The organism is Alteromonas confluentis, from assembly GCF_001757105.1.
Taxonomy (GTDB): domain Bacteria; phylum Pseudomonadota; class Gammaproteobacteria; order Enterobacterales; family Alteromonadaceae; genus Alteromonas; species Alteromonas confluentis.
Genome location: NZ_MDHN01000010.1, coordinates 90,949 through 103,637 on the forward strand (window position 1 = coordinate 90,949; position 12,689 = coordinate 103,637).

General features: G+C 46.9%; 13 protein-coding genes. 4 read left to right on the forward strand and 9 right to left on the reverse strand.

Features of this window, described 5'->3' with window-relative positions; translation table 11 throughout:
* Window positions 1-103: 103 nt before the first annotated feature.
* The 4 genes from BFC18_RS04890 to sdhC are packed head-to-tail and all read right to left on the reverse strand — an operon-like array spanning window position 104 to window position 3,318.
* On the reverse strand, window positions 104-814 hold the full coding sequence (locus BFC18_RS04890; protein WP_070124080.1) for a succinate dehydrogenase iron-sulfur subunit: 711 nt from the start codon (window positions 812-814) through the stop codon (window positions 104-106).
* A 14-nt stretch (window positions 815-828) separates the two neighbouring features.
* Window positions 829-2,601, reverse strand: a complete 1,773-nt coding sequence (gene sdhA, locus BFC18_RS04895; RefSeq protein ID WP_070124081.1) for a succinate dehydrogenase flavoprotein subunit — start codon at window positions 2,599-2,601, stop codon at window positions 829-831.
* Between the two features lies 1 nt (window position 2,602).
* Complete coding sequence (sdhD, locus tag BFC18_RS04900) at window positions 2,603-2,950, reverse strand: succinate dehydrogenase, hydrophobic membrane anchor protein (RefSeq protein ID WP_070124082.1); 348 nt, start codon at window positions 2,948-2,950, stop codon at window positions 2,603-2,605.
* Window positions 2,944-3,318 (reverse strand): succinate dehydrogenase, cytochrome b556 subunit, encoded by a 375-nt coding sequence (gene sdhC / locus BFC18_RS04905; RefSeq protein WP_070124083.1) that lies wholly within the window; start codon window positions 3,316-3,318, stop codon window positions 2,944-2,946. The genes sdhD and sdhC overlap by 7 nt, the downstream gene beginning before the upstream one ends.
* A 664-nt stretch (window positions 3,319-3,982) precedes the next feature.
* Here sdhC and BFC18_RS04910 point away from each other — a divergent pair.
* Together BFC18_RS04910 and BFC18_RS04915 are read left to right on the forward strand one after the other, a co-directional pair.
* Window positions 3,983-5,263 carry a citrate synthase gene (locus BFC18_RS04910; RefSeq protein ID WP_070124084.1) on the forward strand — a complete coding sequence of 427 codons (1,281 nt, stop codon included), beginning with the start codon at window positions 3,983-3,985 and terminating at the stop codon, window positions 5,261-5,263.
* A gap of 62 nt (window positions 5,264-5,325) precedes the next feature.
* Entirely contained in the window at window positions 5,326-5,745 is a 420-nt protein-coding gene (locus BFC18_RS04915) for a DUF3429 domain-containing protein (protein WP_070124085.1), read from the forward strand.
* Between the two features lie 53 nt (window positions 5,746-5,798).
* Here BFC18_RS04915 and BFC18_RS04920 read toward each other — a convergent pair whose 3' ends face one another.
* The 4 genes from BFC18_RS04920 to BFC18_RS04935 form a co-directional block, all read right to left on the reverse strand.
* On the reverse strand, window positions 5,799-7,259 hold the full coding sequence (locus tag BFC18_RS04920) for a phosphohexomutase domain-containing protein (protein ID WP_070124086.1): 1,461 nt from the start codon (window positions 7,257-7,259) through the stop codon (window positions 5,799-5,801).
* Window positions 7,256-8,677, reverse strand: coding sequence for a mannose-1-phosphate guanylyltransferase/mannose-6-phosphate isomerase (locus BFC18_RS04925; RefSeq protein ID WP_070124087.1), 1,422 nt, complete (start codon window positions 8,675-8,677; stop codon window positions 7,256-7,258). Before BFC18_RS04925 ends, BFC18_RS04920 begins: the two co-directional genes overlap by 4 nt.
* 155 nt (window positions 8,678-8,832) lie before the next feature.
* Window positions 8,833-9,663: a pirin family protein gene (locus BFC18_RS04930; protein WP_070124088.1), complete on the reverse strand. Its 831-nt coding sequence runs from the start codon at window positions 9,661-9,663 to the stop codon at window positions 8,833-8,835.
* Window positions 9,656-10,621, reverse strand: a complete 966-nt coding sequence (locus BFC18_RS04935) for a glutathione S-transferase family protein (RefSeq protein WP_070124089.1) — start codon at window positions 10,619-10,621, stop codon at window positions 9,656-9,658. Before BFC18_RS04935 ends, BFC18_RS04930 begins: the two co-directional genes overlap by 8 nt.
* A 223-nt stretch (window positions 10,622-10,844) precedes the next feature.
* Between BFC18_RS04935 and tcdA the strand changes: the two genes are divergently transcribed.
* Both tcdA and BFC18_RS04945 read left to right on the forward strand, forming a co-directional pair.
* The gene (gene tcdA / locus BFC18_RS04940; RefSeq protein WP_070124282.1) at window positions 10,845-11,618 is read left to right on the forward strand and encodes a tRNA cyclic N6-threonylcarbamoyladenosine(37) synthase TcdA; all 774 of its coding nucleotides are present in this window, start codon (window positions 10,845-10,847) and stop codon (window positions 11,616-11,618) included.
* A 45-nt stretch (window positions 11,619-11,663) separates the two neighbouring features.
* Window positions 11,664-12,071 (forward strand): hypothetical protein, encoded by a 408-nt coding sequence (locus tag BFC18_RS04945; protein ID WP_070124090.1) that lies wholly within the window; start codon window positions 11,664-11,666, stop codon window positions 12,069-12,071.
* Here the strand turns inward: BFC18_RS04945 and BFC18_RS04950 are convergent.
* Window positions 12,022-12,564 carry a DUF2919 family protein gene (locus BFC18_RS04950; RefSeq protein WP_083272925.1) on the reverse strand — a complete coding sequence of 181 codons (543 nt, stop codon included), beginning with the start codon at window positions 12,562-12,564 and terminating at the stop codon, window positions 12,022-12,024. The two genes, BFC18_RS04945 and BFC18_RS04950, sit on opposite strands and share 50 nt — an antisense overlap.
* Between the last annotated feature and the right edge of the window lie 125 nt (window positions 12,565-12,689).

Sequence of the window (12,689 nt, forward strand, 5' to 3'; positions counted from 1 at the left end):
AAACCAACCATTTATCCCGTATTGATAAAAAAATAGCCATCCTTTTGGGATGGCTATCTAGCTTAATAGAACTTGCTGCTTAAAAAAGCGACAAATTTTAGTACTAAACAGCCCGCTGCAGAAGCATCGACTTAATCTGGCCGATAGCTTTCGTCGGGTTCAACCCTTTAGGACATACACTGACACAGTTCATGATACCGTGACAACGGAAGACGCTGAATGCATCATCCAAATCGCTGAGTCGTTCTTCTGTAGCAGTGTCACGACTGTCGATAAGGAAACGGTAAGCATGAAGCAGACCAGCTGGGCCGATAAACTTGTCTGGGTTCCACCAGAAAGACGGGCAAGACGTTGAACAACATGCACAAAGTATACATTCGTACAGGCCATCAAGCTTCGCGCGATCTTCAGGAGATTGCAGATGTTCACGTGCTGGGGGTTGCTTACTGTCGTTAATCAGGAACGGTTTAATCTTTTCGTACTGATTATAGAACTGGGTCATGTCTACAACCAGGTCACGCACTACAGGAAGACCGGGTAGTGGGCGAATAACGATTTTACCTTTACCCAGAGAAGACAGCGGTGTAATACATGCCAGGCCATTCTTGCCGTTCATGTTCATACCATCTGAACCACACACACCTTCACGGCATGAGCGACGCAGAGACAATGTTGGATCCTGCTCTTTAATCAGCAGCAGCGCATCCAGCACCATCATGTCACGGCCTTCTTCCACTTCCAGTGAGTAGTCTTGCATTTTAGGCGCGTCGTCTACTTCTGGGTTGTAGCGATAAATTGAAAAATTAACTTTCATTATACTTGCCTCTCTTAATACGAACGCACTTTAGGCGGGAATGCTTCCCGTAACTTAGGCGCCATATTGACGTCACGTTTCAACATAGACTCAGTTTGTGGACGGTAGATGCTGTGGCATAACCAGTTCTCATCGTCACGATCTGGGAAGTCGAAACGGCTGTGTGCACCACGACTTTCCGTACGGAAGTTCGCAGCCACCGCAGTGCTGAAAGCTGTCTCCATGAGGTTATCAAGTTCCAGACACTCAATACGCTGCGTATTGAAGTCAGAACTCTTATCATCAAGACGTGCGTATTGCAGGCGTTCTCTAATTTCTTTAAGTTGTTGTAAACCTTCAGCCATTGCATCACCTTCACGAAATACCGAGAAGTTAAGCTGCATACATTGCTGCAGGTCCTTTTTAATTTGAACCGGATCTTCACCCTTGCCTTTCTCTGAAGATTCCCAACGGTTGAAGCGCGACATTGCCGCTTCAAGGTCAGATTCAGAGGCATCGCGAGTAGGCGCGATTTCAGCCAGTTTTTCACCCAGGTGCAGACCGGTCGCACGACCGAATACCACCAGGTCAAGCAGCGAGTTACCACCCAGACGGTTCGCACCGTGTACAGATACACAGGCAATCTCACCACAGGCGAACAGACCGTTAACCACAGAGTCGTTACCGTTTTCGTCTACAGTCAAACACTGACCGTGAACGTTAGTAGGAATACCACCCATCATGTAGTGACAGGTTGGAATAACCGGAATAGGTTCTTTAACTGGATCAACGTGAGCAAATGTACGTGACAGCTCTAGGATACCAGGCAGACGAGACTCGAGTACGTCTTTACCCAGGTGATCAAGTTTCAGTTTAATGTGCGTACCCCAAGGGCCTTCACAACCACGCCCTTCACGGATTTCAGTCATCATTGAACGGGCAACAACGTCACGACCAGCAAGGTCTTTCGCGTTTGGTGCATAACGTTCCATGAAACGTTCGCCGTCTTTATTGAGCAGGTAACCACCCTCACCACGACAACCTTCCGTTACTAGCGTACCGGCACCTGCAATACCTGTTGGGTGGAATTGCCACATTTCCATATCTTGTACAGAAACGCCTGCACGCAGTGCCATACCAACACCATCACCAGTGTTGATGTGCGCGTTAGTCGTAGACGCGTAAATACGGCCTGCACCACCGGTCGCCAGCACAACCGCGCGTGATTTAAAGTAAACCACTTCACCGGTTTCGATATCGATAGCAGTACAACCTACTACATCGCCATCTTGGTTCTTAACCAGATCAAGTGCGTACCACTCAGAGAAGACTTTAGTTTTGTTTTTCACGTTCTGTTGATACAGAAGGTGAAGCAGCGCGTGGCCGGTACGGTCGGCTGCAGCAGCAGTACGAGCACCCTGCTCGCCACCGAAGTTTCTTGACTGGCCACCGAAAGGACGCTGATAAATTTTACCATTCTCAAAACGTGAGAAAGGCAGACCCATATTTTCCATTTCAATAATGGCTTCAGGACCTGTTTTACACATATATTCGATAGCGTCTTGGTCACCGATGTAATCGGAACCTTTAACGGTATCGTACATGTGCCATTCCCAGTTATCTTCGTGTGAGTTACCCAGCGCTACGGTAATACCGCCCTGCGCAGATACAGTGTGAGAACGGGTAGGAAATACTTTTGATAATAGTGCGCAAGATTTGCCAGATTGAGAAATCTGCAGGGCTGCGCGCATACCTGCACCACCGGCGCCAATTACGACGGCGTCAAATTCATGAACTGGTAAACTCATATTAAATACCCCACAAAACAAACAGACCAACCAGAACGTATACGAACGCAACAAGGTTCAGTACAAACTGGATCACAGCGCGTAGACCGGTTGCTTTAACGTAGTCTGTCAGAACCTGCCAGAGGCCAACACGCACGTGAAACATAATTGCTACTAGAGTAGCAAAGGTGAACACTTTCATGCCCAGACCAGTAAATAGGCCACGCCATACTTCATAAGTCAGTTCGTCGGTGGTGATGAAGAACCAAGCCATGAACAAAGAAAATGCTGTAATAATAGCAGCGGTAGTGCGCAGTGTTACGAAGTCTTGAACACCATTGCGCTTGATGGATGCGTGATTAGTTACCATAGTGCAACTCCCAATACGACAGTAAGAACAACCCAAAGCGCGATGATAGCGCGAGCGCTGTTGTTACCAGATTCCAGTTCTTCCAGGTGACCCATATCCATAATGACGTGACGCACGCCACCGAGAATGTGGTAGGTCAGCGCTGAAGCTGTACCGATAGCAATCAGTTTTCCAATTACTCCATCCATGATTGACTGCACGCTGGCAAAGCCATCTGGAGACGACACGGAAACGGCCCATGCCCAGATAACAAATAAGAGTGCAAAGAACATGGCGACGCCGGTGACGCGGTGGAGAATTGAAGAAACAGCAGAGGGAGGAAATTTAATTGTATTGAGATCTAAATTTACTGGTCTTTGCTTTTTCACAATTTATGCCTGTTTAATCCGTAGGGATATGAATTACTCGTTGTTTTTATGTCCTGACTGAGTAATTCGGTTATTTACCTGTTAATTGTCTCATCCGTTGAGTTGTTAACAATTTGTGAAGTGTTTATTGCTTTATTAACAATGCACTATGGCCTCGTTTTCAAGCACGCCTGAGTATATCGACGGCATTGTACAATTACAATTTTTTGTACCCTATTAGGACTTTAGTCGTATAACTTCTGAACACAGCGCGATGAGATATATGATAGGCTAACGTCAGTCATTACACATCGCCATATACTTTTTGCTGTGTGCCGGTTAAAGTCTTTAACGTCACATCAAAATATACCACATTCATAAGTACAGTATGCAGAGATGACACAGATGTAATTATCTGTTCAATTTATTCTTTTGATAAACATGTTAATTAACGCTTTCTCTTTTAACAGGTGGTTTATCAGCATTGGTGGCACTTTTAACTAGCATTAAAGTTGTAATACAATTTCGATATAAGTTTTAATAAGTTGGAATATTTATTATACAAATTTGCAATTAAATTGACTTTTAGCTGCATAATAAAGTACAAATACGCCACTTTTTCCAACCAACTCGTTTAATTCTTAAGCGAGTACGTTGCCAAAGAACCATTCTGAGGAGAGCATTTATGGCAGATCAGAAGGCCATTCTGAAAGCCGGTGATAAAGAAATCGAGCTACCGATTTTATCCGGAACCGAAGGTCAAGATGTAATTGATGTACGTTCACTGGGCGCAAACGGTTACTTTACGTTTGACCCTGGCTTCATGGCTACTGGCTCTTGCGAGTCATCCATCACGTATATCGACGGCGCAAAGGGTGTATTGTTACACCGCGGTTATCCTATCGAAGAGCTTGCACGCGATGCTTCATACCTCGAAGTATGTTACATGCTGCTGAACGGTGAAGCACCAGACGCAGAACAGTACGACGATTTCAGTGCAACTATCACCCGTCACACCATGGTTCATGAGCAAATTAACATGTTCTTCCATGGTTTCCGCAACGACGCCCACCCTATGGCGATGCTGTGCGGTACTGTAGGTGCGATGTCTTCTTTCTATCACAGTGACCTGGACGTATCTAACCCTGAAGAGCGCATGCGCAGTGCACATCGCTTGATTGCGAAGATGCCTACTCTGGTTGCAATGTGCTACAAGTACAACGTTGGTCAGCCGTTCGTTTATCCACGTAACGACCTGAGCTACGCAGGTAACTTCCTGAACATGATGTTCTCAGTACCTGCTGAAGAATACAAAATCAGCCCTGCAGTTGAACGCGCAATGGACCGCATTTTCACACTGCACGCAGACCACGAGCAAAACGCTTCTACGTCTACTGTACGTTTGGCTGGTTCTTCTGGTGCCAACCCTTATGCATGTATTGCTGCTGGTGTTGCATCACTGTGGGGACCTGCTCACGGCGGTGCAAACGAAGCGTGTTTGAACATGCTGGAAGAAATTGGCAGCGTAGATCGTATTCCTGAGTTTATCGAACGCGCTAAAGACAAGAACGACCCGTTCCGTCTGATGGGCTTCGGTCACCGCGTATACAAGAACTACGATCCTCGTGCAACAGTAATGCGTGAAAGTTGTCACGAAGTGCTTAAAGAGCTGAACGTACAAGATCCACTGCTTGATGTTGCAATGGAACTTGAGCGTATTGCACTGAGCGACCCGTACTTCGCAGAGAAGAAACTCTTCCCTAACGTAGATTTCTATTCAGGTATCGTACTGAAAGCAATTGGTATTCCTACCAACATGTTCACGTGTATTTTCGCCCTGTCTCGTACAGTAGGCTGGATCTCACACTGGCATGAAATGATGAGCGACAAAGGTCAGAAAATTGGTCGTCCTCGTCAGCTTTATACCGGTTATAGCCAGCGCAAATATAACCCGCTGGAAAAGTAAGACCGCTTGTTACTAAAATAGCGCCTTAAGGCGCTATTTTTTTATCTGAAATAAGGACCGCTATGCCCTATTCCGTTGTTATATTGGGAGCAGCAGGCTTACTCCCCTTTATGCTGCTACCGCTAGCTGTAGTGATGAATCTTCTTCCGTTACCGGAAGGTGCACGCTATTTCACGCAGTATTCAGCCGTACTGCTTTCCTTTTTTGGTGGGATTTACTGGTGGGATGCGCTGTCTAAAAAAGATTTTGGCCCGCAAGTTTACATTGCAATGTTGCCAACCATTATTGGATGGTTATGCCTGGTTTTTGCAGGTTCAAGCATGATACTAAGCGTATTATCTGTTACCTACTTGGCGGTGTTGATGTATGACAAACAGTCGTTGAGCCTGGATAAAGAAGCCATCGTCAGCTACATATCGCTAAGAATGATACTGACAACAGTTGTGGTGCTTTGCCACGGCTGGATGATTTTTATTCTTTAATTAACAAAAAAGCCTCGCAAACAGGCGAGGCTTATATCCATTGAATATATCAATTACTCACTTCGTATAAGCGTAATCAATTCTTCAGTTTTTGCTTCCATCAGTGGAATGTCACCTTTCGATTCCACATTCAGCCTGATAACCGGCTCTGTATTGGATTTACGCAAATTGAATCGCCATTCAGCAAATTCATAGCCAATACCGTCGGTATCATCAATCACCAGGGCGTCGGCTTCGTATTTCTGTTTAATACGTGCCAGTGCCGCATCAGCATCTTTCAGTTTGCTGTTGATTTCACCCGACGACGGGAACGCTTCAATACGGGCTTTTACCATATCTGCCAGGCTGATTTGCTTGGTACACAGCAATTCTGCCACCAGCAACCACGGAATCATCCCTGAATCACAGTAGGCAAAATCACGGAAGTAATGGTGTGCGCTCATTTCGCCGCCGTACACCGCATCTTCTTTGCGCATTCTTTCTTTAATGAACGCATGGCCAGTTTTCGATTTAATCGGAATACCACCTGCTGACTTCACGATATCTTCGGTATTCCAGAACACCCGCGGGTCGTAGATGATTTTTGCATCCGCTTCTTTATCGATAAACGCCTGTGCGAGCAAGCCCACAATGTAATAGCCTTCGATAAATACCCCGTTTGCATCAAACAGGAAGCAACGGTCGAAGTCGCCGTCCCAGGCAATACCGAAATCGGCTTTGCTGTCGATGACGGCTTGCGCAGTATCATCGCGGTTTTCTGGTAACAGTGGATTAGGAATGCCATTGGGGAAAGTGCCATCGGGCTGATGATGTACTTTGATAAATTCTACCGGCACCCCTTTCGCTTTAAACACCGCTTCGATGGCATCCAGCGCTTTACCTGCCGCGCCATTACCGGAGTTTGCCACTATTTTAAGCGGCGTCAGGTTTGCTGTGTCGATGTAAGACACCACATGTTCAGCATAGTCAGTGAGGCAGTCTTTTAATTCGTACTGACCACTGGCGTTAAGCTTGTCTGTTGAAACATGGGCCTTACCATTAAAGAAGGCATCAGCATCAATGGTTTCGCCGTTGCAGTAAAACGCCAGTCGTTCGGCGACAAGGCTATCATCCAGCGCTTCCGCGGCGTCTTTGATGGCGTTTAAGCCCGTATCACCACTGATGGGCACAGAACCGGCTTTCACCATTTTCATGCCATTGTAGTTAATCGGGTTATGGCTTGCCGTTACTTCAATACCGCCATCGACACCAAGATGCTTAGTGGCAAAGTAAATCTCTTCGGTACCCGTATCACCCAAATCCAACACCGTGGCGCCACCATCAATGAGGCCAGCCGCTAAGGCCAGTTTCAATGGCGTGGAGGTAAGACGCACATCGCCCCCTACAACCACGGTTTTTGCATTCAGTTCGGTGGCGAACCCACGACCAATACGGTAAGCGACTTCCTCGGAGAGCTGGGTATTCAGCTCACCACGAATATCATAGGCTTTAAAACAGGTAATCGGCTGACTCACGCTTTGCCACCTTTGTTCTCAGTACGGCCATAACGGTCGGAGAAGCGGACGATATCGTCTTCACCCAAATACCCACCAGATTGTACTTCAATCAGCTCTAATGGAATTTTACCCGGGTTTTCCAATGCGTGAACTTCACCAATTGGAATATACTTAGACTGGTTTTCGGTAACAAAATGGGTTTCTTCACCAATGGTAACATTGGCGCTACCGCTTACCACAATCCAATGTTCAGCGCGGTGGTGGTGCATCTGCACCGACAGTTTTTCACCTGGCTTCACCGTAATGCGTTTCACCTGGAAACGGGCACCATTATCGATGGAATCGTAACTGCCCCACGGACGGAATACTTCGCGGTGGAATTCAAATTCAGGACGTTGTTCCGCTTTCAGGCGGTTAACCACGTTTTTGATATCCTGCACTTTGTCTTTGTGCGCAACCATGATGGCGTCTTTGGTTTCGACCACCACCACGTCATCCAGGCCAATAACGGAAATCAAACGCTGTTCGGCGTTGATGTAGCTGTTGTTCACGCCTTCTAAAATGGCATCACCCACTACCACGTTACCGCGGGTGTCTTTTTCAGCGGTTTCCCACAGCGATGACCAGCTCCCTACATCGGACCAACCTGCATCCAGTGGCACCATGGCAGCACTGTCGGTTTTCTCCATCACGGCATAATCGATAGAATCGTCAGGGCAACCGGCAAATACGTCGGCGTCAACACGAATAAAATCTAAATCCGGTGATTCCGTTTCAATGGCCTGTTTACACACAGCAAGAATCTCAGGATTGTATTTTTCCAGCTCTTCCAGATAACGGCTGGCTTTAAACATAAACATGCCGCTGTTCCAGAAATACTTGCCTGAGGCGACATACTTTTCAGCGGTATCCATATTAGGCTTTTCAACAAACTCATCTACCACGTAGCCGTTGTCGATGCCGTCGCCGGCTTTAATGTAACCGTAACCGGTATGTGGCTGGTCCGGTACAATACCAAACGTGACCAACTTACCGGCTTTCGCCAGCTTTTCTGCTTTATCAATGGCGGTGTGGAAAGCATGGGTATCTTTAATCAGGTGGTCAGCAGCCAGCACCAGTAAGACTGGGTCTTCCCCGCCCTGAGTCGCATGCAGCGCCGCCAGGGCAATAGCCGGTGCCGTGTTTCGGCCCACAGGTTCGAGTAAAATACCGTCGTGCGCTATGTTCTGAACACGTAACTGTTCTGCAACCAGAAACCGGTGAGCTTCATTACAAATGAAAACGGGTGCCTCTGAGTCCGTGCCTTTCAGCCGAGTTACCGTTTCTTGTAACATGGTCTGCTCAGAAGTTAACGCGAGAAATTGTTTTGGAAGTGCGGCACGTGACTTCGGCCATAAACGGCTTCCTGTCCCACCGGCTAAGATAACTGGTTTCATTGACTTTCCTGTTTGTTTTACAGCTAGATTCTTTTTCCTGCCTTAGCTCATACTAAGGCAGGACCTTTTTTGGTTCAATTACAGGATGCAGGAAAGTGGATAAAACGGGCTTTTTTAACAGAAATGAAACAAAACCCCGCAAAAGTGCCTATTTATCAGGCGAGTTCACCGCGTTGATAATCTTGGATCGCCTGATGGATCTCGGCCTCAGTATTCATTACAAATGGCCCGTACTGTGCGATAGGCTCGTTTATCGGCTGCCCAGAGACCAAGATGCACTTTGAATTCGCATCCAGCGAAATATCAATATTGTCACCTTGACTCAGCACGGCTAACTTTCCTGCTTCAATATAAGTACCAGCAATCTCTGCGCCACCCTGATAGCAATACAGAAAAGCATTGTGTTCAGACTCGCATTCTATGCTAACAAGGTCGGCCTCTTGGCTTTGTAGGTCAAGGAATCGCGGCGCAACGGCATGACTTTTTACGGGTCCGCTTTGCCCCTTCAGCTCACCGGCCAATATCTTGGCAATACTGTGTTGCCCAATCGCAACAGATGGCACCTGGTCTGGCTTAATGTCTTCGTAGTCTGGCGCTGACATCTTGTCAGCCGCGGGTAGATTTACCCACAGTTGAAAACCCTGTAGTAAACCCGATTCCTGCTCTGGCATCTCTTCATGGATCAGCCCGCGTCCCGCGTTCATCCACTGAATTCCACCTGCATCAATGACACCTTCGTTACCAACGGAATCACGATGGCGCATTTTGCCCGCCAACATGTAAGTCACGGTTTGAAAGCCGCGATGCGGATGAGGTGGAAAGCCCGCTATGTATTCTCCGGGGTTATCTGAACCGAAGAAATCCAACATCAGAAACGGATCTAGTCGCGGCAATGTAGGCTGACCAATAATCCGGGTTAACGAAACCCCGGCCCCGTCTTGAGTGGCTTTGCCCTGATGCAGGGTCACAACGGTGCGATTACTCATAATTTTTATCTCTTGTGTGTGGTGCTGATAAATCCTGAAACGGCCCAACAGGTACCACCTGAGTAGGATTGATCATCGTATGGCTAAAATAGTAATGCCGCTTAATATGGGAAAAATCAGTTGTTTCAGCTACGCCGGGATACTGATAGAGCTCTCGCATGTAATCATAAAGGTTCGGATAGTCGACAATGCGTTTGTGATTGCATTTGAAGTGGCCGTAATACACCGGGTCAAAACGGATCAGCGTGGTAAACAAGCGCCAATCAGATTCGGTTAACGTTTCACCGCAAAGATAACGTTGCTTACTTAGCATCTCTTCAACAATGTCGAGGGCATTCACCAGTTTGCTAAACTCCTCTTCATAGGCTTTCTGACTGGTAGCAAACCCGCACTTATATACGCCGTTGTTAATATTGTCGTAAACCAATGCATTAATCTCATCGATTTTTGCATGTAAGGTTTCCGGGTAGAGATCCAGTGTATTATTCGTTAGTACATTAAAAGCAGAATTAAACATACGAATGATGTCTGCCGATTCATTACTGACGATGGTCTCCATTTTTTTGTCCCATAAAACAGGCACTGTTACACGGGACGTGATCCCATCGTCCACTTTGGTATACAGTTGATGCATGAATTTAAAGCCGTACAAGTGATCACCGGTGCTGCCGGATTGTTCATCGAACGTCCATCCATTACTCAGCATTTCAGGCGATACCACCGATACATCGATGTGATCGGTTAAGCCTTTCAATTCGCGAAAAATAAGGGTGCGATGCGCCCATGGACACGCCAAGGACACATATAAATGATAGCGCCCACTCTCTGGTGCAAAATCAGCATCCGCTTCATCTTTTACCCAATGTCTGAACACTGACTTCTGACGCTGAAATTTACCGTCGTTACTGTCGGTGTCATACCACTTATCTTGCCACTTACCGTCTACCAGTAATCCCATCTGACACTCCTTAAACTTTATCTTAGATGCATTAGACCACACCTGTTATTGAACGTATTTTGGCAAATGACGGATTCATTATTCGTTTTAATAGGACAATGATGGAATAAATAGCATTGTTGCAGCGCAACTACTGCAAATAACACCAAGAAAAGGTACTATGCGCCCCCTGCAGCGGCGCAGTCTGCGTTGCTGTTTTTTTGACAAAAATAAATGGCAAGTTATGAGCGAAAAACAACGTTTCGGTGGTATCACCCGGCTATATGGCAATGATGGACTTCACGCTTTAACCAATGCCCACGTCTGTGTTATCGGCGTTGGTGGGGTTGGTGCCTGGAGCGCTGAAGCACTCGCTCGCTCAGGGGTGGGTGAAATCACCCTGATTGATCTGGATGATGTCTGTACAACCAATATTAACCGCCAAATTCACGCTCTCGATAACACAGTCGGCCAGCCAAAAGTTGAGGTACTGGCGCAGCGTATAGCTTTAATAAACCCTGAATGTCGCGTTAATGCCATTGAAGATTTCGTGACCGCAGAGAACGTAAGAGAATTATTCACAGCCAATATGCACAGTGTGATTGAAGCCACCGACAGCGTGAAAGCCAAGGCTGCCATCATCGCGCACTGTAAACGAAACAAAATCCATGTGGTGACCGTTGGCGGTGCCGGTGGGCAGATTGACCCAACACAAATTACCCGCGGCGACCTCGCGAAAACCATTCAGGACCCGTTAGCGGCTAAAGTGAGAAGCGATTTACGCCGATTTTATAATTTCAGCAAAAATCCTAAACGCCGCTTCGGTGTGGAATGCATTTACTCAACTGAACAGCTGCGCTACCCACAACCGGATGGCTCTGTATGCCATAACAAATCCGCTTTAGAGGGCGGTACCAGACTCGATTGCGCCGGCGGATTTGGTGCGGTTGTCACCGTTACCGCAACATTTGGTATGTTTGCAGCTGCTTCTGTTATCAATCGTTTGACATCAAAATAGACAGATCGCCAGATAACGCGCACAATAAAGAAAAAGGAGAACACAATGAAACAGGCCGAACTTGCCACACTGATGGAAGAATGTTCCGTTGATGCTGTGCGAACTGCTGAGCAAGAATTTGACGTTACGCTGGATTTCAGCAAAGAAAGTGTCAGCAAAGTAGACGACATTCTGCTTTCCTTTCTGGATAAATATCAGGATCGCGCCCTGGAAGATTCTGCCGTCTTCACTATTTGCAACATTTACGGCGCATACTTGGGTGAATGCTACAGAAAGCTTGCAGGTGGGCACTGGCGCTATGACGACACCGACCCTGAAGCCCCTTTCGTGGTGCTAGATGTGGCTGATCGCTCTTATGCTTTCGCAGGTATTTGCTATGAACGTCTAGTGAATAACAGCAATATCAGCGCTGCGCTCTATTTTGAACAGGCCCTTGGCCAGCAGGTTCAGTAACATCGGCTTGAGCCAGTTTCGCGGATTCTGGCTCCCGATATCGCCAGTCAGCATACAGTGTTTTTAGATGAATGCTCTGCAATGCGGTTAACGCCAAAATAAGATTAGCCAGTAAGAATGCGGCCGGCGTCCAGTGAAAAGCCCAGTGATCTTGCCCCATGGGTAGCACTTGCGCCAGTATGCTCATCACCACACCCATCATCAGCAATGGGTAAATTAGTTTCCTCCATTCCGTCCACCCTCGTTTCCATAATCGCTCTCGATTGCCAAGCAGTAACAAGGTAACAACAAAAGGCAGCGTAGCCAGTAATCGCATGCCTAATTGCGAACGGTCAGGATAGAATAAAGACAGCAATTCCGAGGTTTTGCCAAAAGTAAGCAACGAGAATACCAGGGCCAGCCAATCTGAACACAACAGAATTAGCATCCAATAAAGCCAGAGCGGGGGTTTTACCCTGCCCGCTTCGTCATAGCAGTGAAGTGGAAGAAGCATGGAATGTTTGTTTAAGTGTGTTGCGTTAAAAAAGAAACCTAGTCTATCAGTTGCCGGTGTAGCAAAGACAGGTTTTTAAACCAGGCTGCCGTTTTTAACGGCGCTGCGCTGTAAAAATGATATAA